General features: G+C 71.2%; 21 protein-coding genes. 8 read left to right on the top strand and 13 right to left on the bottom strand.

Annotation, left to right across the window (positions count from 1 at the left end):
- Window positions 1-566: 566 nt before the first annotated feature.
- From CA983_RS05290 to CA983_RS05345, 12 genes are read right to left on the bottom strand one after another with little or no spacing between them, the layout of a single operon-like run.
- Window positions 567-1,823 (bottom strand): MFS transporter, encoded by a 1,257-nt coding sequence (locus tag CA983_RS05290; RefSeq protein ID WP_086599712.1) that lies wholly within the window; start codon window positions 1,821-1,823, stop codon window positions 567-569.
- Entirely contained in the window at window positions 1,820-2,977 is a 1,158-nt protein-coding gene (locus CA983_RS05295) for an ATP-grasp domain-containing protein (RefSeq protein WP_086599713.1), read from the bottom strand. Before CA983_RS05295 ends, CA983_RS05290 begins: the two co-directional genes overlap by 4 nt.
- Complete coding sequence (locus CA983_RS05300; RefSeq protein ID WP_158101830.1) at window positions 2,974-3,654, bottom strand: metallophosphoesterase family protein; 681 nt, start codon at window positions 3,652-3,654, stop codon at window positions 2,974-2,976. The genes CA983_RS05295 and CA983_RS05300 overlap by 4 nt, the downstream gene beginning before the upstream one ends.
- 20 nt (window positions 3,655-3,674) lie before the next feature.
- Window positions 3,675-4,877: an ATP-grasp domain-containing protein gene (locus CA983_RS05305; protein ID WP_086599715.1), complete on the bottom strand. Its 1,203-nt coding sequence runs from the start codon at window positions 4,875-4,877 to the stop codon at window positions 3,675-3,677.
- Window positions 4,874-5,179 carry a glutaredoxin domain-containing protein gene (locus CA983_RS05310; RefSeq protein WP_086599716.1) on the bottom strand — a complete coding sequence of 102 codons (306 nt, stop codon included), beginning with the start codon at window positions 5,177-5,179 and terminating at the stop codon, window positions 4,874-4,876. Before CA983_RS05310 ends, CA983_RS05305 begins: the two co-directional genes overlap by 4 nt.
- Window positions 5,179-6,321, bottom strand: coding sequence for a pyridoxal-phosphate-dependent aminotransferase family protein (locus CA983_RS05315; protein WP_086599717.1), 1,143 nt, complete (start codon window positions 6,319-6,321; stop codon window positions 5,179-5,181). The genes CA983_RS05310 and CA983_RS05315 overlap by 1 nt, the downstream gene beginning before the upstream one ends.
- Window positions 6,318-6,782: a YjbQ family protein gene (locus CA983_RS05320; RefSeq protein ID WP_086599718.1), complete on the bottom strand. Its 465-nt coding sequence runs from the start codon at window positions 6,780-6,782 to the stop codon at window positions 6,318-6,320. Before CA983_RS05320 ends, CA983_RS05315 begins: the two co-directional genes overlap by 4 nt.
- Window positions 6,779-7,894: a phosphoenolpyruvate carboxykinase (ATP) gene (locus CA983_RS05325; RefSeq protein ID WP_086599719.1), complete on the bottom strand. Its 1,116-nt coding sequence runs from the start codon at window positions 7,892-7,894 to the stop codon at window positions 6,779-6,781. The genes CA983_RS05320 and CA983_RS05325 overlap by 4 nt, the downstream gene beginning before the upstream one ends.
- On the bottom strand, window positions 7,891-8,826 hold the full coding sequence (locus CA983_RS05330) for an isocitrate lyase/phosphoenolpyruvate mutase family protein (protein WP_086599720.1): 936 nt from the start codon (window positions 8,824-8,826) through the stop codon (window positions 7,891-7,893). Before CA983_RS05330 ends, CA983_RS05325 begins: the two co-directional genes overlap by 4 nt.
- Complete coding sequence (locus CA983_RS05335; RefSeq protein ID WP_086599721.1) at window positions 8,823-9,848, bottom strand: beta/alpha barrel domain-containing protein; 1,026 nt, start codon at window positions 9,846-9,848, stop codon at window positions 8,823-8,825. The genes CA983_RS05330 and CA983_RS05335 overlap by 4 nt, the downstream gene beginning before the upstream one ends.
- Window positions 9,845-10,414 carry a thiamine pyrophosphate-dependent enzyme gene (locus CA983_RS05340; RefSeq protein ID WP_208636891.1) on the bottom strand — a complete coding sequence of 190 codons (570 nt, stop codon included), beginning with the start codon at window positions 10,412-10,414 and terminating at the stop codon, window positions 9,845-9,847. Before CA983_RS05340 ends, CA983_RS05335 begins: the two co-directional genes overlap by 4 nt.
- A 2-nt stretch (window positions 10,415-10,416) precedes the next feature.
- A complete protein-coding gene (locus CA983_RS05345; RefSeq protein ID WP_086599722.1) occupies window positions 10,417-10,941 on the bottom strand; it encodes a thiamine pyrophosphate-binding protein in 525 nt (174 codons plus the stop codon).
- A 651-nt stretch (window positions 10,942-11,592) separates the two neighbouring features.
- On the opposite strand from CA983_RS05345, the gene CA983_RS05350 reads away from it, so the two are divergent.
- The 6 genes from CA983_RS05350 (at window position 11,593) to CA983_RS05375 (ending at window position 20,288) form a co-directional block, all read left to right on the top strand.
- Entirely contained in the window at window positions 11,593-13,038 is a 1,446-nt protein-coding gene (locus CA983_RS05350) for a PLP-dependent aminotransferase family protein (protein WP_086599723.1), read from the top strand.
- Window positions 13,035-15,206, top strand: a complete 2,172-nt coding sequence (locus CA983_RS05355) for a class II fructose-bisphosphate aldolase (RefSeq protein WP_086599724.1) — start codon at window positions 13,035-13,037, stop codon at window positions 15,204-15,206. The genes CA983_RS05350 and CA983_RS05355 overlap by 4 nt, the downstream gene beginning before the upstream one ends.
- Entirely contained in the window at window positions 15,203-15,700 is a 498-nt protein-coding gene (locus tag CA983_RS05360; RefSeq protein WP_086599725.1) for a YbaK/EbsC family protein, read from the top strand. Before CA983_RS05355 ends, CA983_RS05360 begins: the two co-directional genes overlap by 4 nt.
- A gap of 101 nt (window positions 15,701-15,801) precedes the next feature.
- The gene (locus CA983_RS05365; RefSeq protein WP_086599726.1) at window positions 15,802-16,761 is read left to right on the top strand and encodes a DMT family transporter; all 960 of its coding nucleotides are present in this window, start codon (window positions 15,802-15,804) and stop codon (window positions 16,759-16,761) included.
- A gap of 120 nt (window positions 16,762-16,881) precedes the next feature.
- Window positions 16,882-18,531: a PucR family transcriptional regulator gene (locus CA983_RS05370; RefSeq protein WP_167407332.1), complete on the top strand. Its 1,650-nt coding sequence runs from the start codon at window positions 16,882-16,884 to the stop codon at window positions 18,529-18,531.
- A 293-nt stretch (window positions 18,532-18,824) separates the two neighbouring features.
- Complete coding sequence (locus CA983_RS05375; protein WP_086599732.1) at window positions 18,825-20,288, top strand: amino acid permease; 1,464 nt, start codon at window positions 18,825-18,827, stop codon at window positions 20,286-20,288.
- An 83-nt stretch (window positions 20,289-20,371) separates the two neighbouring features.
- On the opposite strand, the gene CA983_RS05380 is transcribed toward CA983_RS05375, so the two are convergent.
- Window positions 20,372-21,265, bottom strand: coding sequence for an AraC family transcriptional regulator (locus CA983_RS05380; protein WP_086599727.1), 894 nt, complete (start codon window positions 21,263-21,265; stop codon window positions 20,372-20,374).
- Between the two features lie 209 nt (window positions 21,266-21,474).
- Here CA983_RS05380 and CA983_RS05385 point away from each other — a divergent pair, with 209 nt between their 5' ends.
- Together CA983_RS05385 and CA983_RS05390 are read left to right on the top strand one after the other, a co-directional pair.
- The gene (locus tag CA983_RS05385) at window positions 21,475-22,368 is read left to right on the top strand and encodes a glycosyltransferase family 2 protein (RefSeq protein ID WP_086599728.1); all 894 of its coding nucleotides are present in this window, start codon (window positions 21,475-21,477) and stop codon (window positions 22,366-22,368) included.
- A gap of 379 nt (window positions 22,369-22,747) precedes the next feature.
- Window positions 22,748-24,631 (top strand): AfsR/SARP family transcriptional regulator (locus tag CA983_RS05390; protein ID WP_208636892.1); only part of this gene is annotated, 1,884 nt, incomplete at its 3' end.

The following is a 24,631-nucleotide window of genomic DNA, read 5'->3' on the forward strand; positions in this document are numbered from 1 at the left end:
TTCAGATCCTACCAGGGGTGGTAACTCCTCTCTGGGTCCGGGCTGGGCGGATGGCCTGCTCAGTCGGGTGAGCCCTCCTGCACCAGCTGACCTGCACACCGCGCCCGATGCGGGCCGGGCCCGCTCCCCGGCCCGCACCGGCCTGGCCGGACGGGGGACTGTTTCGATCACCGGATGTCGATGGCGCACAGGGTCGGCGGGAGTTCGGCCCGGTACGGGATCAGGTCGAGGCGGCGCTGGTTGACAGTCGCAGCCAGAGTGATGTGGGCCCGTGCCGGCACGCAGCTTGGAGCGTGAGTGCTCGGTTGCCCAGTCCTGTGCCTTGCTCGGCGGACTCTGCACGATCCGACACCGCAGCTCCGTACCTGCCGTGGCGGGCCTTCGACCTTCGGTGGGCAATCTGGTCGTGGGGTGCGATGCGTATGCCTAAGGGATCGTGCGGAAACCGCAGGTCAATCTTTTGACCTGCGGTTTTTTCATTTGCGGTTCGTGATTCTTCGCCGCCGGTGCCGTCGGTGAGCCGGCACAGCACAGCGCGTGCACGCTGGGTCCCGCCCGCGCACCGGCTACTTCATGGCAGTCGACAGGGACGGTGCGCGCACCCGCAGTGCCAGCGGAGCCGCGGCGCCCGCCACGGCGAACAGGGCGCCCAGCGCGAGCCACCCCTCGCGGGGGTGGTCGCCGAGGCAGAGCACCGCTATCAGCACCGGTGCCACCGCGGCGGCGGCGCCGCGCCCCAGGGAGAAGAAGCCCTGGTACTGGCCGTGCATTCCTTCCGGTGCGAGTGAGAAGCTCAGCCCGAACGAGCCCGCGGACAGCCACAGTTCGCCGAAGGTGAGGGCGGCCGCGAACAGCAGCAGCAGAACTGTCGCCGGCCAGCCGCCCATCCCGCCGGTGAACGCCACCAGCGCGCATGCGGCGAACAGGGCGATCCCCGAGTTGCGGCACATCCGGGCGGCTCGGCGGTCGTCCTCGGCGCCGCGGCTGAACCGGATCTGCAGGCAGATCACCATCACCGTGTTGACGGCGACGATGCCCGATACCAGGACCGGCGGTGCCTCGGTGTGCCGGAGCACCCACAGTGGTACGGCGAACGACAGCACCTGTGCCTGGAGGGACAGCACACCGCAGATCAGGGTGAGGGCGGCGTACCGTCGGTCGCGCAGGACCTGCCAGCCGGAGCCGGTGCGCCCCGCCTCCTCGGCCGGCCGGGTCCGGCGCGACCGCAGCCACACCAGTGGCACCGCCGCCGCCGGGTAGGTCAGCGCCGTGCACCACAGCAGGGCCATGTACCCGGTATCGGTGTCGGCTTGGATGACCAGCGCCGAGGCCGCCGCGCCGATCGTGATGCCGATGTTGGTCACCACCCGCAGATAGGCCCGCAACCGTACCCGTTCGGCGCCCTCCCCGACCGTGGCGACCAGCGCGCCGCGGGCCGCGGTGCTGCCCTGCTCGGCGAGGAGGAAGACCAGGATCAGCCCCAGGAACGCCGGGAACGTACGGGCGTAGGCCAGCGCGGCCATCGTGGCGAACTGGACGCCGAGCAGGACGCTGTACGTCCGCCGGGGGCCGAACCGGTCCGCCAGCCTGCCCAGCGGTACGGCACCGGCCAGCGCCACGATCCCGGCGACGGTGAGGCCGGAGGCCACCTGGTGCACGGGCAGTCCGACGACCCGCGTGAAGAACAGCGTGCTGGTGGTCAGATAGAGCCCGCTGCCGACCGTCTTGATCAGCCATGACAGGGCGAGCAGCCGGGGTTCGCCGGGAGCGGGCAGAGAGGCGTCGAGCAGGGCACGAGCCCGGCCCGGGGCGGATGTGGTCATGCCGCGGGCCCCGCCAACTCGTGCAGGCGCGCGATGAACGTCTCCGCGGCCGCCTCGTCCGCAGCCGTGAAGTACGCCTCCAGGTTCTCCGGGCTGGCGCACTCTTGGGGCGTCAGGACCTCCAGCACGCCGGGCAGGGCCAGTACCCGCTCCCTCAGACCGGGCAGTGCGGGCAGCCGGGTACGGCCGATCGTCTCGTGGTGCGGTTCGCGCTCTGGCCGGCTGGGCCGTTCACCGGCCGAGACCCGGACGAACTCCTCCCACAGGTCCACCCCGAAGGCGTGCCACCACATCCGGGAGATGCCCATGCCGCCCGGCCGTACGGCCACTTCGCCGATGACCGGGCCCCCCTGGGTGCGAAACACCTCCAGGTGCGTGACCCCGGCCGGCAGGCCGAGCGCGCCGATCACCCGGCGGTGCAGGTCCAGGACTTCCCGCGAGAACGGGTCCGTCTGGTCGGCGACGTACCCGCTGTTCAGGCTCGGCGAGCTGTGAAGCGGTGGGAGGAAGTAGCGGGAGACGGCCGCGTGGGCCACCTCGCCGTCGTGGACGACGCCGTCGCAGTGGTACTCGTGCGTGAACCGCACCAGGCGCTCCACCTGTACCGGTAGCCGCTTGGCGGCGAGGTCGGCGAAGCCGTCGGCCCGGTGCCGCTCGGCGAACTCCTCGGGGGAGTCGACGCGGTAGGTGCACTTCGAGCCGGCGCCGAACACCGGCTTGATCATGATGGGCCAGCCGGTCAGCTCCGCCGCCCGAGGCACCTCGTCGACCGTGGCCGCCTGGGCGTGGTCCGTCACCGGGAGACCGGCGGCGCGCAGCCTGTCCTTCATCGCCCTCTTGTGGGCGCCCCACAACGACTGGTCGAAGCCCGGCCCGGGCACCCCGAGCAGTGCGCGGACCAGCCCGGCCGCCACCACGCTCTTCTCCGTGGCCGCGATGACGTGGTCGACGGGGCCCTGTGCGGCGAGCTCGTACGCCGCCTGCTCGACCTGCGTCAGGTCGGCGAAGTTGTCGACATACGCCACCTCGTGATTCCGGTACAGGTCGGCGTACACCTTGCGGGTGATGACGCGGACGGTCACGTCGGGGCGGCGGGCCAGGGCCTCGAGGACCTCGGGCTTGTCCGAGTTGAGCAGGAGTACCTGCCGGGTCACTGCTTCTCCGTGGGTTGTGAGGACGGGGGAACGGGTGCGCGGTGGTAGGTGACGGTGGCGGCGGCCTCGTCGACGACGGCCCAGACGGGGGAGGGGCCGCGGTCCGGGGCGCAGCGGGTGACGGAGCCCACGTTGACGACGTAGCGGCCGTCCGGCGCGAGCGGGACCGGCGTCCCGAACCGTACGGGCAGGCGTTCCACCCGCACCGGCCCGGTGCCGCCGGGCCACAGCCGGTACAGCGCGCTGCGGTGATGGTGCCCGTGCACCAGTGCCCGCCCGGGAAAGTCCGCCTCGGCCGGGCACCACAGCCCCGGCTCCAGTTCGCGCCACGGCAAGGGATGACCGTGGCAGTACAGGCCGAAGTCGGTGCGGTGCTCCAACGGGGCGTCGAGCAGCGGGCGGGTCCACTCGGGCAGGCGGTGGTCGGGCACAAGGGCGCGGATCCGCTCCTCCTGGTTGCCCCGCACCAGCAGTACCCCGTCCAGGAGCCGGGCGAGTTCGGGGTCCGGGTCGAAGACGTCGGACAGTCGGCCGCCGAACTCGTACCCGTCCACCTCCCGTTTGCCGACCCGGCACTCGAAGACGTCGCCGAGGCAGACCACCCGGTCCACCCGCTGCTCACGGATCCCCTCGAGAACGGCTCGCAGCCGCGCTGTATCCCCGTGAACGTCGGTCACCACGGCATGGCGCACGGCTCTCACCCACTCGTTTCGATCCGCACCCGGCCCGCCAACTCCTCGCAGGCACGGGCGGCGTCGGCCGCGTCCCTGCCGTCGGTGATGATGTGTCCGGCCCGGTCCTGCGAGCTGCGCACCGGACGGACCAGGTCGCCGACCGCGACGTCCAGCCGAATCTCGGCGGAGGTGCCCTCGGTGTCGGGCAGGGCGATGTGCCGGACGGCTCCGGGCGGTGGCGTGAGGAAGCGGATGGCCGCTCCGCGGCGGGCCACGGGCGGGTCGGCGGGTGGCCGCAGCAGGCCCAACGGGCAGCCCGCGGTGAGGGCCACCACGTCCAGGCCGTAGGCCCGGCGCAGCAGTTCACGGATCTTGTCACCGCCGATGCGGTTGTGCGACTCGAGGATGCGCGGGCCCTTCCCGGTGACCTTGACCTCGGTGTGGGCGGGGCCCTCCGTCAGACCCACGGCGTCCAGAAAGGCGTGGACGAGGGCGGTCACCTCCACCAGGACGGGCGCGGGCAGGGCGCTCGGCTGGGTGTGCCCGGTCTCCACGAACGCGGTACCGACCAACTTGTCGGTCACCGCCAGCACGGTGTGCTTCCCGTCGTACGAGAAGCTCTCCACGCTGATCTCGGGCCCGTCGAGGTACTCCTCGGCGATCGGCTGCGTGCCGCCCGCCGCTTCGAACGCCCGCCAGACGTCCTCGGCGTCCTGAGGCCCGGCCACCCGGAAGACGGCCTGACTGCTGGTGCCGGCCGCGGGTTTGAGGATGACCGGTCCGCCGGTCGTACGGCAGAACGCGGCGAGGTCGGCCGCGCCGCGCGGCGCAGCGGTGTGCACCGGGCCGATGCCGCGGGCGTTGAGGATCTCCCGCATGCGCTGCTTGTCCTGGAGCAGGCCCACGGTGTGCAGCGAGTTTCCGGGCAGGCCGAGCCGCTCGGCGACCGCTGCCGTCGGCAGCAGGCCGCGCTCGGTGAGCGACAGCACCCGCCCGAAGGGGCGTTCGGCGTGCAGCGGCGCCAGGGCCTGGTGCAGTGCGTCGGTGTCCGCCAGGTCCACGGCGAGGGCGGTGTCGGCCTCGGCGGCCACCGGTGGCGCCGGCTGCGCCGCGTCGTGCACGAAAACGGTGTCGATGCCCAACGCGCGGGCCGCGCGCACCAGCTGCGGGGTGCCCGCGAGCACCGCGATACGCGGTGCCGCGGGCGCCTGCTGACCGAGGTTCATGCCACGGGCTCCGGCCGCCCTTCCGGCGCGGTACCCACCTGCGGCGTCACCGCCTCCGGGTCGCCGAAGCGCTCCTTGAGGTAGGCGATGATGTCGGCGTTCTCCCGCAGCTTGCCCGGGATGACCGTGGCCCCGTCGACCAGGGCCGGGATGAACTTGCTGCCCGTCGTGCGGATCAGCTCGTGCCGCTCCTCGCGCGGCTTGGGCACGTTGATGTTGATGTAGGAGACCTGGAGCTTGGTGAGCAGCTCGCGCACCGGCTTGCAGTCCGGGCAGGTCTCTCGCTGGAACAGGACGAGCATCAGCGGCCCTCCTCGTGGAACGTACGGATGATCTCGCCGACGCCGGAGCCCGGCGTGAACGTGTGGCCCAGGTCGAGCAGGGCCATCTCCAGGGCGCCGAAGATCCCGCTCAGGTCGAGGGCGTCGGCCGCGCCCACGTGTCCGACCCGGATGAGCTTGCCCTTGAGATGCGCCTGGCCGCCGGTCATGGTGACGCCGTACGAGGTGGACAGCGTCTTCAGCAGCTGCCCGGTGTCGATGCCCTCGGGCGCGAGGGCCGAGGTGATGACGTGGCTGCGCCGGTTCGGAGCCTGAACGAAGGTGCTGAACCCGAGTTTCAGCAGACCGCGTTCGGCCGCCCTGCCGAGGACGGCGTGGCGCCTGCGGAAGGCCTCCATGCCCTCCTCGTCCAGCATCTTCAGTGACTCGTGCAGGGCGAGCAGCAGGGACACCGCGGGGGACGAGGACGACATCGGGTAGAAGTGGCGCAGCCGCTCGAACGACCAGTAGTAGTTCGGCCCGCTGGACCGCTCCACGGCCGTCCACGCCTTGTCCGAGAGCGCGATGAAGGCGAGCCCCGGCGGCAGCATGAAGCCCTTGTGGGACGCGGCGAGGACCACGTCCAGGCCCCATGCGTCCATCTCCAGCGGGTGCACCAGCAGACCGCTGATGGCGTCCACTACCACGATCACGTCGGTGTCGCGGAAGATCCGCCCGATCGCCTCGACGTCGTTGAGCGCCCCGGTGGACGTCTCGCTGTAGACGACGAACGCGCCCCGGATCCGCGGGTGTTCACGGTAGGCGGCCGCCACGCGCTCGGGGTCGGCGCTGGTGCCCCAGTCGCTCTCGACGACGTGCACGACGAGTCCGTAGGACTTGCAGATCGCCTGGAAGCGCTCGCCGAAGTAGCCGTTGGAGACGACCAGGACCTCGTCGCCGGCCGAGAAGCAGTTGGCGACCGCGGCCTCCATCGCGCCGGTCCCGGAGGAGGCGATGGTGTACACGGGGGCGCTGGTGCCGAACAGCGGGGGCAGGCCACCGCTGATCTCGTGGATCAGCTGCTCCATCTCGGTGGAGCGGTGGTGGATGATCTCGCGGGCCCCGGCCAGCAGCAAGCGCTGCGGCACTTCGGTGGGGCCGGGTGTGGCCAGCCGCAGCTTCACCGGCTGTTCTCCTTGATCTCGTCGGTGCGGGGGGTGGTTGTCGCGGCCCGGGGAGCGTCGACGAAGACGCGGCGGGTGGCGGGCTTCAGATCGAAGTCGAAGAGCACCACGCGGTGGCTCGGCGACATGGCGAGGCGGCCGTCCCGGAAGGGGACGAGCAGACTGGTGCCGAGCAGCGACGACTTCAGGTGGGAGAAGCCGTTGGGGTCGGCGGTGGTCAGCTCGTGCAGATAGCGGCTGCCGTCGGCGGGGGACTCCGGTGCGATTCGCTCCAGCGTCCGCAGCAGGTCCTGCACGGCGCCCGGTTCGTAGCGCATCACGGTGAGCCCGATGGTGCTGCCGTGCGCGAACACCCCGGCCAGACCGTCGCCCGTGCCGTGCTCCTGTAGAGCGGCGGCGATCCGGTCGGTGAGGTCGTAGTGGGAGTTGAGGCCGGTGCTCTCCACCGTCAGTTCGATCACCGGGCCACCTTCGCGGGCCCGCCGATCAGGGGCGGCACGTTCTCGGCCGTCAGGTCGCCCGGCCCGGTCAGCGTCCAGGCGGGCACCCCGGCCAGGATCTCGGTGATGCGGGCCCGTTGATCGGCGTGGGCGGCGCGGCCGTCGTCGAGGTAGTGGTGCCAGCTGGCGTTGGCGCCGTCGAACGCCGACTCCACGTTGGCGCGCAGGACTTCGGCGTGCTCCTGACGGCTGCCGGTCAGCGGCTCGACGGCCGTGTGCTCGCCGGGGCCGATCGCCGGGTGCAGGATCGCCGCGACGGGCACGCGCACTCCGACCGGGGCGCTCGGGAAACGGTCCCGGAACGGCAGCGGGTCCACCGCGAACTTCCCCACGGGCGAGAACGCGTGGCCCTCGGCGGGCACGTAGTCGTCCCCGATCCCTGCGATCTCCTTCAGGCCCGGGTACTTGGCGACGGTGCCGTAGCCGAGGTGCGGGTAGTCGGGCCAGCCGGCCGCGACGACCGAGCCGTCCGGCAGCTCGTGCAGCACGGTCTTGTCGCCGCTGAGCACCTGGTAGCCGAAGTGCTCCACCAGCTCCAGGAGCACCGTGCTCTTGCCGGCCCCCTTCGCGCCCGTGATCAGCACGACCTCGCCGTCCCGGTAGGCGGCCGTGGCGTGCAGGACCGCGGCACCGGTGTTCTCCTGGTGCTTCAGCACCAGGTCGCGCACCAGCTCGACGAAATCCATGTGCCCGCCGGCCCCGAGCGTCACGTCGATCACCCGGGCGGTGCGGTCGAAGACGAAGCGGCTGCCCGTCTTGGTGCACTCCAGGTACTCGCGGGCGTCCACCACGGCCCGCCGGGCCGGCACCGTGAAGAACTCGCTGGCGCTCTTGCGGAGGTAGATGTCCTCCTGCACGGTCCCGGCGGGAGGCGCCAGGCGCTCGGGGTCGAAGGCGTGGACGCGCAGGGTCGCGACCGGCTCGCGGCCGGTCTCGTCGGGCTTGGCCTCCTCGGCGGTCAGATGGGTGGCCAGGAAGGCGAGCGCGTCTTCGATGCCGGCGCCGTCCTCGACTTCCAGGTCGATCCGGGTGCCGTGGAAGTCCAGTCGCAGAGCGGTGGTGTGCGTGGTCACTGTGCGGCCTCCGCCAGTTCGCGTCCCAGGGACTCGTAGCGCTCCTGCTGCTGAAGCATCTGGGGCATGCGCTGCAGGTCGAAGATTTCCTTGAGCGGGGCGATCTCGGGCTCCACGTTCAGCGTGGTGCCGTCCCGCATGATCCGGGTGAGAGTCTCCCGCATGGCCCGGATCGAGCTGCGCAGCGCCTGGTTGGCGTAGATCGCCATGGCGAAGCCGCGCTGTTCCAGCTCCTCGACGGTGACCTGGTTGTACGTGGTCGGCACGACGATCACCGGGAGGTCGCCGCGGTAGGCCTCGCGGAAGGCGAAGACCTCCTCGGGGTCCTTGCGCTTGGAGTGGATGAGCAGGGCGTCCGCTCCGGCCCGCTCGTACACGTCGGCCCGGCGCAGCGCCTCCGCCATGCCCTGCCCGGAGATCAGCGCCTCCAGACGGGCCACCACGACCATGTCCGTACGGGTCTCCGTGGCGGCCCGGATCTTGCCCGCGAAGTCGTCCAGCGGGGCGAGGTCCTGGTTGCCCTCGATGAAGCTGTTGAGCTTGGGGAACTGCTTGTCCTCGATGCACACGCCGGCCACGCCGCGCGCCTCGTAGGAGCGCACCATGTGGATGACGTTGTTGACGTTGCCGAACCCGGAGTCGCAGTCCGCGAGGACCGGGATGTCCACCGCGGACGCGAGGTCGGCGGCCGCGTCGAGGCACTCGCCCATGGCGAGGATGTTGGCGTCGGGCACGCCGGCCGTGGCGGAGATCTCCAGTCCGCTGGACCAGACGACGTCGAAGCCGGCCTCCTCGGCGAGCCGTGCGCTGAGTGGGCTGTGCGAGCCCATGGCACGGGTCAGTCGCGGTGCGGCGAGTGCTGCGCGCAGCCGCCGTGCCGCGCCGGCCGGCGCGTCGTTCGGTTCCTGCTGGGGCGGTCGGCTCCCGGTCATGCGTCCCCTCCGTTGGTTTGTTCGATCTGTTCGGCCAGTTCCCGGCACACGTCCTCGACCGTCTCGTCGAGGACCTTGCGCGGTCGTGCCGCACCGATCCTGCGCCCGACCTGCCACGGGTCGAGACCGTGGCGGGCGCTGATCTTCTCGATGCGGTCCTGGAAGTAGAAGTGGTGGTCGTTGATCCCGGCCGCGATCTCGGCCCGGCGCACCGTCATGGGGCGTGGCAGCACCTGCTCGGCCACGTATTCGGCGGCCTCGCAGACCAGGGGCAGATCGGCGTGGGTGTCGTACTTGGGCCACGCGGTGAGGAAGGCCGCGGCCTGCTCGGTGGCGAGATTCCCCGCGCCCCGCGCCATGGCGCAGAGCGAGGCGTCCAGCCAGCTCACCCCCGCGTCCAGTCCGGCGACCGCGTTGGCCGCGGCCAGGCCGAGGTTGTTGTGGGCGTGGATGCCGAGCGGTGTCGGCAGCCGCTCGGCCAGCAGCTCGACACGCCGGCGGACGTCGTCCGGGGTGAGCGCGCCGAAGGAGTCGGCGATGTAGAAGACGTCCGGTGGTTCGGTCGCCACGACCGCGGCGGCCTCGGCCAGTTGCTCCTGGGTGGTGTAGCTGACGGCCATCAGATTGACCCCGACCTTGAGGCCGAGGGCCCGCACGGCACGGACGTACTCCGGGACCCCGTCGATGTTCCACGGGTAGGCGGCGATGCGCACCATGGACACCGGGCTGTCGGGCAGGTCATCCATGGCCCGTACCGGGCACACGGTGGGTACGACCATCACGGCCAGCTCGGCGTGCGAGACGGCCGGCAGTGCGGCGAGGTACTCGGGCGTGCAGTGTGCCGAGGGCCCCGCGGTGGTGCTGGCCCTGCTCCCGGAGCCGCCGCGGTAGCCGACCTCGATGACGTCGACGCGGGCGGCGTCCAGGGTGCTCACGATGGTGTGGACGTCGGTGGCGGTGAACTGCCAGTCGTTCTGGTTCCCGCCGTCGCGCAGGGTGCAGTCGAGCAGGGTGGGTTTCATACGGCCTCCAGGTGTGCCGCCGGATCGGCCAGATGAGCGCGGAATCGTTTCACCAGCTCCTGGGGGGTCTGCTCCACGCGCTTTCCGGCGGGGTGGCTGCGAGGCTTGCAGCGGATCCGCACCAGCGTGGGCGTGCCGGTCAGGTCCAGTGCGGCCAGCTGGTCGAGGTCGTCCACGGTGTGGGCGGCGGCGTAACCGGCCGCGAGGGCCATGGCCGCCGGATCGCCGAGGGCGGCGGTGCGCTGGCCGCCGGTGCTCTCGTGTGCTCCGTTGTCGAGCACGACATGGACCAGATCGGGCCGGTGCTCGGCGATCATCGGCAGACAGCCCGGGTTCATGGCGAACGAGCCGTCGCCGTCCAGCACCAGCACCCGGCGGTCCGGGTGGGCCAGCGCGATGCCGAGCCCGATCGGAGCGGCCATGCCCATGGAGCCGACGAGGTAGAAGTGGTTCGCGCGATCGCGGATGTTGTACACGTCGCGCGTGATGTAGCCGCAGGTGCTCACCGTCAGGGCGGCGGACTCGCGCTCCAGCAGTGCGCCCAGGGCGTCACGGATGTCCAGCAACGCTAGATCCCTTCCCGGACGATCAGTACGGCGGTGTTCCGGCCGGCGTCGTACTGCTTGAGGAACGCCTCCACGGAGTCCTCGGGGTGCTCGTTGTCCAGCACGGTCCAAGGAAGCCCGAACACGTCGAGCAGCCGTGTGAGTTCGCGTCCGATGACGTCGTGCTCGACGGCGTCCTTGCCGTCGTGACCGCGCCAGCTGACCACGATCGGCAGGTGGACGTCGTAGATGAGGTTGAACGAGGTGAGGACGTTGAGCGAGTAGCCGAGGCCGGAGTTCTGCATGAGAACCACAGGCCTGGCCCCCGCCACGGCGAGACCGGAGGCCACTCCCAGGGCGCTGTCCTCACGCGGTGCGGGTATGTACGCGGCTGGGCATTCGGGGTCCTCGAGTAACCGGAAAAATCCCTTCAGCAGGGAACACGGCACGCCGGTGAAGTGTGAATGCCCGCGGGATACGAAGGCCTTGAGCAAGGTTTCTGCGACTTCGGTCCCCGGCCCTGCCGCCAACGAAGATTCAGGCAGCACGTATGACCTTTCCTATGCGAAGCACGGACGTGATCACGCCCGGCGAGGAGCGTCTCCGTGCCCCCCGGCGGGGTGGATCCTGTATGACCTCCAGGGGAATCCGCAATGACATTCCAGCATTCGGACAGGTGAATTGCGTGAAAGGATTAGTCGGACATGTCACACATTCTTTCCGATGCGCATCGTGTCGTGCGACAACCACTGAGTGATGGAAATCGATGCTCGTCGGATCGATTTGAGTCAGATGATGAGTGGGGTATCGGATGCTTTATGGGGTACCTCACGCGCACCGGATTGAGGGGACCTGTGCGGGCAATTCGGGCGTCAGGGAAGGTGTCTTGGTGCGTCTTGTCCGTATTACTCCCTCCGGGATGCGTGTCGACCGGCGGCAAGGTGCGGATGTGGCGTGGCTGGATTCGGATGGACCGATGCTGGTGTTGCTCGTGTAAATTCTTCGCCATTGACCTGTGGATGCCTCAGGGGGCCCGAAGAATCGGGGAGGCTCCGGAAGAGCATTGATGGCGGCGTTCGGCTTGTGCCGACGCATTACCCGGCACAGTGCCGTGCGCGGGTGCCGACTCTTCTCCCCTCTTCTGTCGTCTCCTTCTTTTTTCTTTTCGGTACTTTCCGACATGCAGCGGGGGTTGATTCATGCGCGCGGCAAAACATGACAGCGGTATCGGCCTTGTCGACGACGAAGCACAGGCGGCGGTCGTGGCGGCCGAGGGGATTATCGAAGAGGCCTCGGGGAGTGACACTGGCGGTGTGCTCGGCCAGGTGTGGTCGGACGACCGGGTGGCGCACCTGCTGGAGCGACTCACCTCGGACTTCGTGCTCGACAACACCTACCGTGAGCAGCACCTGAGCCTCACGGCCAGCGAGAACTACCCGAGCAAGCTGGTACGGATGCTCGGCAGCGGACTGCAGGGCGGCTTCTACGAGTTCGCCCCGCCGTACCCGGCCGATGCGGGCGAGTGGGCCTTCCCGGACTCCGGCGCGAACGCGTCCCTGGTGGGGAAGCTGACCGGGATCGGCCGGCAGCTCTTCGAGGCGGCCACCTTCGACTGGCGGCCCAACGGCGGCTCGGTCGCCGAGCAGGCCGTGCTGCTGGGTACCTGTGGGCGCGGCGACGGCTTCGTGCACTTCGCGCACAAGGACGGTGGCCACTTCGCCCTGGAGTCGCTGGCCGCCGCGGCCGGCGTCAACACCTACCACCTGCCGATGGTCGACCGGACCCTGCTCATCGACGTGGACCGGCTGGCCACGCTGTGCGCCGAGCACCCGGAGATCAAGCTCGTCATCCTCGACCAGTCGTTCAAACTGCGCTGGCAGCCGCTTGCCCAGATCAGGGCCGCGCTGCCCGAGGGTGTCTTCCTCGCCTACGACGCCAGCCACGACGGCGCGCTGATCGCGGGCGGGGCGCTGCCCCAGCCGACGTTGCTCGGCGCGGACGCCGTGCACGGCAACACCCACAAGACCATCGCCGGACCGCAGAAGGCGTACATCGCCTTCCGAGACGCGGACCACCCCAAGCTCAGGGCGGTGTCGGACTGGGTCTGCCCGCAGATGCAGAGCAACTCGCACGCCGAGCTGATCGCACCCATGTATGTGGCCTTGTCCGAGATCGCCCTCTACGGCCACGACTACGCGCGTCAGATCCTCGCCAACTCCAAGGCCCTCGCACACGCCCTGCACGAGGAGGGGGTACGGGTCTCCGGGGAGTCCTTCGGATTCACCGAGACCCATCAGGTGCACGTCATCACAGGGTCGGCCGCCGACGCGCTGCGGCTGTCCCTGGGCGATCTGGCGCACGCCGGAATCCGCACCACCAACATCGAGGTACCGGGCGCCAATGGGCTGCACGGCCTCAGGCTCGGCGTCCAGGCCATGACCAGGCGCGGGCTGCGCGAGGCGGAGATGCGCGAGGTGGCCCGGCTGGTGGCGAAGGTGGTGCTGCGCCGCGCAGAGCCCACGACGGTCCGCGCCGAGGTCGCCGACCTGCTCCAGCACCATGCCTTGGACCGGCTCGCCTACTCCTTCGACGCCTACGTCGACTCGCCGGCCGCGGCCCGTCTCCTGGGGGAGGTGTTCCGGTGAGCACGGCGACTCCGGCGAACGCGTCGGGCCCCGCGAGCGTTGCGGGCACCGCCCGCACGGCCACCCATGAGAGCGCTGCCGCCTCGGCGGGTACGACGGTCTCCGGCGCAGCCACGGCCCAGGCGGGTACGACGGTCTCCGCCGCTGCCACGGCCCAGGCGGGTACGACGGTCTCCGCCGCTGCCACGGCCCAGGCGAGCACGGCGATTCCCCCGGGCGTCACGGCCCAGGCGGGTACGGCGGTCTCCGCCGCTGCCACGGCCCAGGCGAGCACGGCGATTCCCCCGGGCGTCACGGCCCCGGACTCCCCGGCGAGCCCGATGACCCGCCTGATTCCTCGTCCTCCGCTGCCGCCCGGCGTGCCGGGCGCCGCCGTACGGCCGCGCCGCGCCGACGCCCCGCACGCCGTGATCGGCGCGGAGGTCTGGCACACCGGGTGGGCCCGGTCGCTGCTCGAGCGGCTCGAACTGCGGACCGTCATCGCCGACGAGCGGCTGTCGTGCGAGCGGGTGCTCGACACGCTCGCCGCCCAGTCGGTGGCGTTCGTGTGCGAGGAACTCCCGGTCAGCGGCCTGGCCGCGATGACCTGGGCGGCACGCCGGACCGAGGCGCTGCGCCGCGACGACCCGCTGCTCGGCGTGGTCTTCATGGTCGAGGGCCACCGGGCCCTGGACCCCCGCGCCCTCGGCCCGCTGGTGCGCACCCTGTCGCCCGGCGACACGGACCTGCCCGACTTCCTCGCCGAAGTGCAGCGCGTGCGGCACGAGTACCACTGGGAACTGCGCAACCGGCGCCCCGGCCCGCTGCCGGCCGGGGAAGCGGCGGCGCCACCTGCCCGGTGGACCGGGACCGTGCCGAACTTCAACGTGAAGCACCCGTCCATGCTGCTGCCGTACGCACTGCTTTCGGCGCACACGAAGCGGGACGTCTACTGCGAGATCTCGCCACAGGAAGCCCTGCTGTTCGTCGCGGACAGCGTCGGCCGGGGACCGGTCGCCGCCGTCGCAGAGGTCTTCCGCACGCTCCGGCGGGACGTCGACCGGCTCAACTCCGCGCTCGGCTCGCGACTGCGCCTGCACCTCGACCACGCGGACGACTACGAGGTGGTCCAGGCCGCCTGCGAGAGCGGGTTCGACTCGGTCATGGTCGACGGGTCCGGCCGTACGCTCCACCAGAACGTGCTGTTCACCAACGCGGCCACGGAGCTGGCGCGGCGCTACGGCGTCCTCGTCGAGGGTGAGATCGGCTCCATCGACGGGGCCGGGCTGCGCAAGTGGAACAAGACGACCATGAGCGACTTCACCAGGTTCGTCGAGAACACGGACCTCGATCTGGTCGGGGCGCACGTGGGCCAGTTCCACAGCTTCGACTACGGCTTCGCCGCCACCCGCCGGTCGCTGGCCGACGTCGGCCTGATGGACGACCGTGCCGCCGGCGACGACCTGCACGCCTTCGCCGAGGCCTGCGCGCGCGTCGAGAAGGACCTCACGGACGCCGGGTTGCCCGGCTACTCGGCCGAGCACCGGCTGGTGGCCGCGCTGGCGCGCCGGGCCACGACGGCGGGGGACGGGCCGGAGGCCGGGCCGCGGCTCGACGCCGTGTTCCGCGAGGCGCGGACCCGCGTCCCGGTGTTCCAGCGGCCGCTGCTCGACGCCTTGGAGAAGGAGTGGCTGGAGCAGCGGCTGGCCAAGGCCCGGCGCAAGACAGAAGTGTGGGACGAAGTCTTCGCCACCGAGCCCGCGCGCGAGCACCGGTACGCGGCGATCGACCACGGGCTCGTCCAGGCTCTCACCGGCGTACTGGAGGGCACCGGCCGCGCTCTGGTCGTGCACGGCGGCAGCTCGATCTCGCGGGTCGACCTCGCGTCCCTGCCGGCGCACGGGGTCGCCCGGGTCAACTTCGGCAGCGGCGTCTACGCCGACTATCTGGAGGCACTGCGCGCCCATCTGCCCGTGGATCTCGCCGTGGATCTCAATTCGCTGACGGGTGAGGGAACTTGGAAGCACGTGCGGCGCATGTCGTACCTTGCGGAGGCGACACGTGACTGGCGGTCCTGGACCGATGCGCCGCCGTCCTTCGTCGACACCTTCGTCAGCCGGCTGGAGCGGTGCTACGCGGCTCCGCTTCGTGGCCGCACGCCCGCACAGGCCCAGGGAGGCCGCAGTTGAGTCCCTTTGAGCAGATCGTCGACCTTCTCGACCGTGAGGAGGCCAGGTACCGGGTGGTCGAGCACCCGGCCGAAGGACGCTCCGAGGAGGTGTCCGCGGTGCGCGGCACAACCGTGTCGCAGGGCGCGAAGGCGCTCGTATGCCGGGTGAAGGGGATCGAGTCCCCGGCGGTGCTGGCCGTGCTGGCGGGCGACCGGCGCGCGGACCTGAAGAAGGTCGTCGCCGCGGTCGAGGGCAAGAAGGGCGGGTTCGCCCCCTCGGAACTGGCCGAGCAGCTCACCGGCTGCGTGGTCGGCGCCATCCCGCCGCTGTCGCTGTCCGGTGCGCTGCCCGTGGTCGTGGACGCGGAGTTCCTCGCGGCCCACGAGGAGATCGCCTTCAACGCCGGGCGGCTGGACCGGTCGGTGGTCATGGCCACGGAGGACTACGTCCGGATCGTGGCGCCCGCGGTGGCGCCCATCGCGGCGCCGGTGGTTCCGGTCGCCGTGGAGTAGGGATCGACATGGCGTAGGGATCGACACGGCGTAGGGATCGACACGGCGTAGGGACCTACACGGCGTAGGGATCGACACACGAGAAAGAGGGGGGCGTCGGCGTGCGAGTGCGCATCGGGGCACAGTTCGTCGCGCTGGCGTGCGCGTGGGGCTCGAGTTTCCTGTTCATCAAGGTCGCGCTGGATGGGCTGACGCCCGCGCAGGTGGTGTGGGGCTGGCTGGTGCTGGGCGCGCTGGCGCTCTGCGCGGTCATGGCGGTGACCCGCAGCAGGATTCCCCGGGATCCTGGGCTCTGGCTGCGGCTGTCCGTCGTGTCCGTCCTGTTGTGTGTCGTACCTTTCCTGCTCTTCTCCTGGGCCGAGCAGCACCTCGACTCCGGCATGGCGAGCATCCTCAACGCCACCACCCCGCTGGTGACCCTCGCGGTCAGTGCGGTCGCCCTGGCGGACGAGCGGCTCGACCGCCGCCGTACGGCGGGCCTGCTCGCGGGTTTCGCCGGGGTCCTGGCGCTGATCGGTCCTGGGAGCCTGGTCGGTGGCGGCGGCCATCTCATGGCTGAGCTCGCCTGTCTGGGCGCCACCGCCTGCTACGGCGTCGCCTTCGTCTACCTGCGCCGATTCATCACCCCGCGCGGACTGCCGGCGGTCAGCGTCGCCTTCGTGCAGGTCACCATCGGCGCGATCATCATGCTGGCGGCCACACCCTGGCTCGCGGCGCCCGCACCCCGCATCGACGCGCCGATCGCGCTGGGCATGCTGGCGCTGGGTGCCCTGAGTACCGGCCTCGCCTACCTGTGGAACAACAACATCGTCCAGGCGTGGGGCGCGGTGAACGCCGCCGCGGTCACCTATCTCACCCCGATCGTCGGTGTCACGGCGGGCGTGCTCCTGCTGGACGAACGGCTGACATGGAACCAGCCGCTCGGGGCGGTGCTGGTCATCGCCGGGGTCATGGCGGCGCACGGCGCGCCTCGCCCGGCGCAGCGGCCGGTCGTGGTGCCGGAGGCGGCGGTCGAGCCAGAGATGGCCGAAGCCGAGGTGGAGCAGCGCGTGGTCCGCTGAGCATGATTCCTGGGTCTCGGGTTCGCATCCCGAAGGCGGCTCACCGTGCTCCCGGAGGTCCCCGTCGCCCCTGCGGATAGCATCAGGGCTCCGGCATGGCTCCCAGCAGAGGCGACGATCATGGATCCGGCCGCAGTGTCTCCCACCGCAGCGCGCATCGGCCTGCGTCAGTTGCTGATGGTGCTGGGGGACTCGTTGGTGGAGGTGCAGGCGGCTCCCGCCGGGCTGGACGTCGAGATCCGTGAGGTTTCGCTGCTCGATCCCGAGGACCCGCCGACCGCACAGCCGGGCGAGCTGGTTCTCGTGATCGGTGCCCGTGGCCGGGCCGCTTTTCCCGCGCTGCGGGCCGCCGGGCGGGACGGGGCCGCCGCCGTCGTGGTCAAGCTGGACGGGCCCGGCCAGGCCGCGGCGCTCAGCGAGGCCGCTGCCGAGGCCGGAGTCGCCCTGCTCTCGCTGCGCAGCGAAGCACGCTGGGAGCAGGTGCACGCGCTGGCCCGGGCCGCCCTCGACGACGCACCGCCGGGCGAGCCCGGCATGGGGGCCGAGCAGGGCGACCTGTTCTCGCTCGCCCAGACCACCGCCATCCTCACCAGCGGCATCGTCAGCATCGAGGACACCGCGAACCGGGTGCTGGCCTACTCCCGCACCACCGACTCCGACGAGGCGGACGACCTGCGCCGGCGCTCCATCCTCGGCTGGCAGGGACCGGAGGGGTATCTGGCGAAGCTGCGCGAGTGGGGCGTGTTCCAGCACCTGCACTCCAGCGACGAGGTGATCGGTATCGACAGCCACCCCGAGCTGGGCATCCGCCGTCGGCTCGCGGTGGCCATCCGGTCCGGGGACCGGCAGCTGGGCACCATCTGGGTGCAGGAGGGCTCGATCCCGCTGTCCGAACGCTCGCGCCAGGCACTGCTGGGTGCCGCCCGGGTCGCGGCGCTCCATCTCGTACGCCGTCGCCGGGAGCTCTCGGACGATGTGACGCTCACCCGGACCCTGCTGGCCGGACTCCTGGACGGCAGCACCGGACCGCAGCCGCTCGCCACTCACCTGGGATTCGACGCCACCCGCCCGGCCGCCGTGCTGGGGTTCTCGTACGGGACCACGGAGGCGCACGAGACCGCGGAGGGCGCCGCCGCACCGGAACTGACCCACTCCGAGGTCACCAACCTGGTCTCCGTGCACATCGCCGCCCGGCACCGCAGCGCGCTGGTCACCCAGGTCGATCCCCGTATCTATGTGCTTCTGCCCCAGCTGCCCCGCGGCATCGACACGGACACGCTGCGCGGCTGGACCCAGGAGATCACCGACGCTGCACGCCGCCACCTGGGCCTGCCACTGAGCGGCTCGGTCGGCTGCCTGGTGCCGGGGCTCGGGGACGTCCCCGAGTCACGCCGGGAGGCCGACCGCATCCTCGACGCCATGGCGAGCGCCGGAGTGAGCGTCGCGGTCGCCGCGCTGCCGGACATCCAGGCGGAGGTGCTGGTCAGCGAGATACTGACGTTGCTCTGCGCCCACCCCGAGATACGGGATCCCCGCCTGACCGCCCTGCTCTCACACGACAGCCGGCACCAGGGCCGGCTCGCCGAGACCCTCCTGACGTACCTGAACTCCTTCGGTGACATCCGGGCGGCGGCCGCACAGCTCCATGTGCACCCCAACACGCTGCGGTACCGCCTTCGCCGGGCCGAGCAGCTCACCGGCCTCGATCTCAGCCGTCCCGACCAGCGTCTGCTGGCCATGCTCCAGCTGCGGCTGCCGCCCACCGGCTGACCCGGTTCCGCATTGGCCGGTCGTACAGCCATCGAGGCCGAGTTTGTTCAGCCTTCACAAACATTTGGCCCCATGACCCCCCATACGCTTGCGCAAATCCATTTCCGCAAGTGATGCGGCCCACCTCCCACGAGGAGCCGGAGCAGTACGCGGACGTGCGGTGACGACCCCATCACCAGTACGGCATCCGGATTCCGCGAACCGCACCGTGAACGCTTCCGGGAATCGTCAGTGCCCCGACCGTCCCTCCTGGCGCACAGCACGGCACTCCCAACGACCCCATGGATGTCGACATGACTACACGTCCCCCCGAATCACTGGCCCCCGATACCGCTCAACCCCCCAGTGATCAGCCTCCGGAGCAGCAGGCAGGTCTGCAGGCCGGTCTCAAGAACCGCCATCTGTCCATGATCGCCATCGGCGGGGTGATCGGTGCCGGTCTCTTCGTGGGCTCCGCCTCCGGTATCGCCGCCGCCGGTCCCGGCATCCTGGTGTCCTACGCACTGGTCGGCGCCCTCGTCGTCTTCGTGATGCGGATGCTCGGCGAGATGGCCGCGGCCAACCCGACCTCCGGGTCCTTCTCGGCCTACGCGGACCGGGCGCTCGGCCGCTGGGCCGGGTTCTCGATCGGCTGGCTGTACTGGTTCTTCTGGGTCGTCGTGCTCGCCGTGGAGGCGACCGCGGGCGCCGTCATCCTGGAAGGGTGGGTGCCGGCGGTACCGCAGTGGGCCTGGGCCCTGATCGTGATGACGGTCCTCACCGCCACGAACCTGGCCTCGGTCGGCTCCTTCGGCGAGTTCGAGTTCTGGTTCGCCGGCATCAAGGTCGTCGCCATCACGGGCTTCATCGTTCTCGGCGGGCTGGCCATCTTCGGTGTGCTGCCCGGCTCCGACCATGCCGCGACAGGATTCACAAACCTCACCGAGCACGGCGGCTTCCTGCCGAACGGGCCGGGCGCGATCCTCACCGGCATCCTGCTGGTCGTCTTCTCCTTCATGGGCAGCGAGATCGTCACCCTCGCCGCCGGTGAGTCCTCCGACGCGCAGCGGGCGGTGGCCAAGGCCACCAGGAGCGTGATCTGGCGGGTCGGCGTCTTCTACGTAGGCTCGATCCTCGTCGTGGTCGCCCTGCTGCCGTGGAACGACCCCGCGATCGAGAAGAAGGGCTCGTACGTCGCGGCCCTCGACTCGATCGGCATCCCGCACGCCGGCGAGATCATGAACTTCATCGTGCTGACCGCCGTGCTGTCCTGTCTCAACTCCGGCCTCTACACCGCCTCCCGGATGGCCTTCTCCCTCGGGCAGCGCGGCGACGCCCCGCGGTCCTTCGTACGGACGAACGCGCGAGGTGTCCCGCAGGCCGCGATTCTGGCCTCCGTGGTCTTCGGGTTCGTGGCGGTCGCCTTCAACTACCTGTGGCCGGACACGGTCTTCCAGTTCCTGCTGAACTCCTCGGGCGCCGTCGCGCTCTTCGTGTGGCTGGTCATCTGTTTCTCGCAGCTGCGGATGCGGGGGATCATCCTGCGCGAGAGCCCGGAGAAGCTCGTCGTCCGGATGTGGCTGTTCCCCTATCTGACGTGGGCGACGATCGCGATGATCGGGTTCGTGCTCCTCTACATGCTCACCGACGGCAAGGAGGGCGGCGGCCGCAGCCAGGTGCTGCTCTCGGTGCTCGTCGCCGCGGTGGTGATCGCGATCTCGTTCGTCCGGGAGCGGTCGCGCCGGAAGGACACGGCGGAGCCGGTCGCGCCGCGGTAGCCGCCGCGGACTGCCGTGAGCGGTCCCCCCGATATCTGCTGGAACCCCAGGCCGGAGTCGATCCGGCCTGGGGTACTCGGCGTTCAGCGGGGGGACTCCCGTTCCACGGGGAGCCACAGCTCGGCGTCCGCCTTCGAGCCGTCCGCCGAGAGGTCGGTCCGCAGGATCTCCGGGCCGGGGCGGCTGCGGTACGGGTTGGACGGGAACCACTCGGTGAACACGTCACGCCACAGGTCCTGGATGGCCTGCGGTGCCGGGCCGGACGTGGTGAAGACCGCCCAGGTGCCGGGCGGGACGGGCAGGGTGGTGATGCCCGCGGGCGTGCCCGCCGGGGCGTCCGACGGGGCGGACGCCGAGGTGATCACCGCCTGGTAGTAGTCCAGTTCGGTGCCCTCGGCGCGGCTCGGGTCCAGGTCGTCGCAGACCGCGACGACGCCGTGCGGCTCCTGGTCCGAGAGCTTTCCGAGGTGCTCCAGGGCCTGTTTGCCGATCCCGCGGACGAAGTCGACGATCGCCTGGTTCGGGCCCGAGTGCACGAGCGGGACACGGGTCTTGAAGCCGGCGATCGTGAAGGCCGGGCGGTCCACTACTCGGTACTGCATGCTGCTGTTCCCTTCGACGGTGAGGCGGAAGGCCAGCCGGGGCTGGGAGACGAGTACGGCGCCGGTGCGCCGGGCCTCGCCCGGGCCCACGCCGTGCATCGCGCGGAACGCCCGTGCGAACGCCTCGCCCGAGCCGTAGCCGTAGCGCACCGCGATCTCCAGCAGCGTCTCGCCGCCCGCGAGCACCTCCGCGCCCGCGACCGTCAGCCGGCGGCGGCGGATGTACTCCGACAGGGGCATGCCTGCCAGCGCGGAGAACATCCGGCGCAGGTGGTACTCCGACGTGGTCGCGATCCGCGCCGGCTCGGCGACGTCCAGGCACTCGTCGAGGTGGCGCTCGATGTGCTCCATCGCCTGGTTGAGCCGCTCCAGCACGCCCGGTTCCTTCCTCTTTCGTGATCACCACGCTAGGCAGCGGGCACCCTGCCGCACCCGACATCCTGTGCCCGTTCCGGTCGGGTGCCGCCTCCGCTGAACGGCGTAGACGCATCGCCGTCCGGCAGGCGTACTTCAGAGGGTCCTTGTCGTGAACGGCTAGCATCGCCCGTCAACCCGTCAGTTGCCGACCGGGACGAGGTGAGGACATGGGGGCGCCCAGGATCGCCGTCGCCGTGGTGACCATGGGCAACCGGCCCGACGAGGTCGACGCCCTGCTGAGGTCCGTGGCCAAGCAGGACGTGCCGCCCGAGCGGATCGTGATCGTCGGCAACGGCTGCCCGCTGCCCGAGTTCGCCCGGCGGCTGTCGCTGCCCGGCGAGGTCACCCCGATCGAGCTCGACGAGAACCTCGGCTGTCCCGGCGGGCGGAACGCGGCCCTCGCGCGGCTGCGGGAGTTCGGCGACATCGACGTCGTGGTGGAACTCGACGACGACGGGCTGCTCGTCGACGCCGACGTGCTGCGCCGCGTGCGGGAGCTGTACACCGCCGACGACCGGCTCGGCATCGTCGGCTTCCGCATCGCCGACGAGCTGGGCGAGACGCAGCAGCGGCACGTGCCCCGGATCGGCAACGCGGACCCCCTGCGCGGCGGTTACGTCACCGGGTTCCTCGGTGGCGGGCACGCGCTGCGGATGGCCATGCTCGACGAGGTCGGCGACTGGCCCGCCGAGTTCTTCTTCGCGCACGAGGAGACCGACCTGGCCTGGCGCGCGGCCGACGCGGGTTGGCGCATCCTCTACGCGCCCGAACTGCTGCTCCAGCACCCGAAGACCTCGCCCGCACGGCACGCCATCTACTACCGCGTGAACGCCCGCAACCGGGTCTGGCTGGCCCGCCGCCGGCTGCCGTTCGCGCTCGTGCCCGTCCACCTGGGCGTCTGGGTGCTGCTCACCCTCGTACGCAACCGGTCGCGTGCGGGGCTGCGGGCATGGTTCGGCGGCTTCGTGGAAGGCGTACGGGAGCCGGCGGGTGAGCGGCGGCCCATGCGCTGGCGGACGGTGTGGCGGCTCACACGGCTGGGGCGGCCGCCGGTCATCTGACGCCGAGGGGCGTTCGCGGGACGGCCACACGCCTGGTGGCCGGAAGCGTGGTGGGGCCCCGGCCGTTCACCTCCGCCGACCGGGACCCGGACCCGGCCGCGGCGGCGACACTCCCCCGAGTTGCGCGTCCAGACGCGCGCGCCGCCGGGCCAGATCCGACGTAGTGATCACATCAGGTTTTGCCAACGGATCGCTAACATGTGGCCAACGGTTCTCCGTTGCGTCGCCTGCCGATTGGCGTGAAGTCGTCGAACCATGACGGGTGATGGCCGGTGCGGGGACTGTTCCGGCGGAGAACGCGAGGACGAAGGTGGCGGAAAACCGCTGCCCCGGGGGCGGAAACCCGCCAAGGGCGGTGGCGCGGGGAGACGGGGACGCGATGGGGGCATCTGCCTGCTCGGGCAGCGAGGACGGTTCCGAAGGGCGGAGCCGGCTGCGGTTCGGCCTGCTCGGGCCGCCGGTGCTCTACTACGACGTCAGCGGGTGCGGCCGGGGCGAAGCCCGGGGTGTCGCGAGCCCCAAATCCCGTGTGCTGCTGGCCGCGTTGCTGCTCGACGCCGGACGGGTCGTCTCCGTGGAGTCGCTCAGGGAGGCGCTGTGGGGCGGGGCGCCGCCCGTTTCCGCCCAGGCCTCGCTGCACAACCACGTAGCCCGGCTGCGGCGGTTGCTGGACGACCCCGAGCGGCTGCGGACCGTGCCGTCCGGGTACGTGCTGCGGGTCGACGAGGGCGAGCTGGACGTCCAGGTGTTCGACGCCCATGTCGCCGCGGCGCGTGCCGCGCACGCCGGGCAGGACTGGGAGCGCGTCGTGCGTGAGTGCGCCGCCGCGCTCGCACTGTGGCGGGGCGCGCCGCTCGCCGGGCTGCCGGCCGAGGTGGGCGGGTACGCCTTCGCGCGGCGGTTGCGCGAGGGACGGCTGCTGCTTCTGGAGTGGCGCTACGACGCCGAGTTGGCGTTGGGCGGCCCGCGTGTCGACGAGCTCGTACCGGAGCTGGGGGCGTTGACCGCCGAGTATCCGCTGCGGGAGGTGTACCACCGTCAGCTCATGCTCGCCCTGCACCGCACCGGCCGCCAGGCCGAGGCCCTGGCCGTCCACCGCGATCTGCGCACCCGGCTGGTCGACCAGCTCGGCATCGAGCCGGGGCCCGGGGTGCGGGAGGCGCATGTGGAGGTGTTGCGGGGAGTCGTGGGGAGGTCACCCTCGCCCGCTCGACCGCCGCTTGCCCAACTTCCGCCACCGCCGGCGCATTTCACGGGACGTGCCGCCGTACGCGACTCCCTGCGCCGTACTCTCACGACACCCGGAGCACCCGGGACTGCGCCAACCACCCCCACCGTTCCCGCCACCGCCGTCATCAGCGGCATGCCCGGCGTCGGTAAGAGCGCACTCGCGCTGCACGTCGCGCACGAGTTGGCGGAACGTTTCCCCGATGGGCAGCTCTACCTCGACCTGCACGGTGCGACCCCGGGCATGGCCCCTCTCACCCCTGGTCAGGCGCTCACCGCGCTGCTGCGTGACCTCGGCGCCGAGCCCTGCCGCATCCCGGAACTCCCCGACGCCGCATCCGCACTGCTGCGCTCGCTGCTCGCGCCGACCCGCACGCTCCTGGTACTGGATGATGCCGCGAGCGCCGCGCAGGTACGGCCGCTGCTGCCGGGCGGTGCCGGGTGCGCGGTGATCGTCACCAGCCGTTCGCCGCTCACGGCCCTCGACGGGGTCGCCCGCTTTCCGCTCGGCCCGCTGTCGGACGAGGAGAGCGCGGCCCTGCTGGTCGCGGCCTCGGGCCGTGACGGACTGGACGGCTCCGGCGCCGCCCGTCGCCTGGTCGAACTCACCGGACGCCTCCCCCTCGCCCTGCGCGTCGTCGCCGCGCGGCTCGCCGCCCGGCAGGCCCTCACCCCGGACGTCCTCGCCGGGCAACTGGCCGAGTCGGAGGGGCGGTTGCGGCACCTCGAGTACGACGACCTGAGCGTGCGCCGCTCCCTGGCCGTCGCGCTCGACGCCCTGGCCGGCTCCGAGCACGAGGCCGACCGGGACGCGGCCCTCGTCCTCCGCCGTATCGGCGCGCTCGATCTGCCCACGTACGGCGCACCCCTGCTCGCCCGCCTCACCGGCACCGGCGAACGCCGCACCGAGGCCGCCCTGGACCGTCTCGTCGACGTGGCCCTGCTCCAGGAACCGGCATACGGCCGCTACGCGCCCCACGACCTCGTCCGCGACTTCGCCCGTGAGCTGACCGGAGGGCGGGGCGTGGAGGGCACC

The organism is Streptomyces swartbergensis (assembly GCF_002148965.1).
GTDB classification, from domain to species: Bacteria; Actinomycetota; Actinomycetes; order Streptomycetales; family Streptomycetaceae; genus Streptomyces; species Streptomyces swartbergensis.

Bases quoted from the DNA above. Each gene is read 5' to 3' on its own strand.
- CA983_RS05370 (WP_167407332.1), top strand. From the start codon at position 16,882: ATGGATCCGGCCGCAGTGTCTCCCACCGCAGCGCGCATCGGCCTGCGT.
- CA983_RS05330 (WP_086599720.1), bottom strand. From the start codon at position 8,826: ATGACCGGGAGCCGACCGCCCCAGCAGGAACCGAACGACGCGCCGGCC.
- CA983_RS05335 (WP_086599721.1), bottom strand. From the start codon at position 9,848: ATGAAACCCACCCTGCTCGACTGCACCCTGCGCGACGGCGGGAACCAG.
- CA983_RS05305 (WP_086599715.1), bottom strand. From the start codon at position 4,877: ATGAACCTCGGTCAGCAGGCGCCCGCGGCACCGCGTATCGCGGTGCTC.
- CA983_RS05310 (WP_086599716.1), bottom strand. From the start codon at position 5,179: ATGCTCGTCCTGTTCCAGCGAGAGACCTGCCCGGACTGCAAGCCGGTG.
- CA983_RS05290 (WP_086599712.1), bottom strand. From the start codon at position 1,823: ATGACCACATCCGCCCCGGGCCGGGCTCGTGCCCTGCTCGACGCCTCT.
- CA983_RS05385 (WP_086599728.1), top strand. From the start codon at position 21,475: ATGGGGGCGCCCAGGATCGCCGTCGCCGTGGTGACCATGGGCAACCGG.
- CA983_RS05375 (WP_086599732.1), top strand. From the start codon at position 18,825: ATGACTACACGTCCCCCCGAATCACTGGCCCCCGATACCGCTCAACCC.
- CA983_RS05350 (WP_086599723.1), top strand. From the start codon at position 11,593: ATGCGCGCGGCAAAACATGACAGCGGTATCGGCCTTGTCGACGACGAA.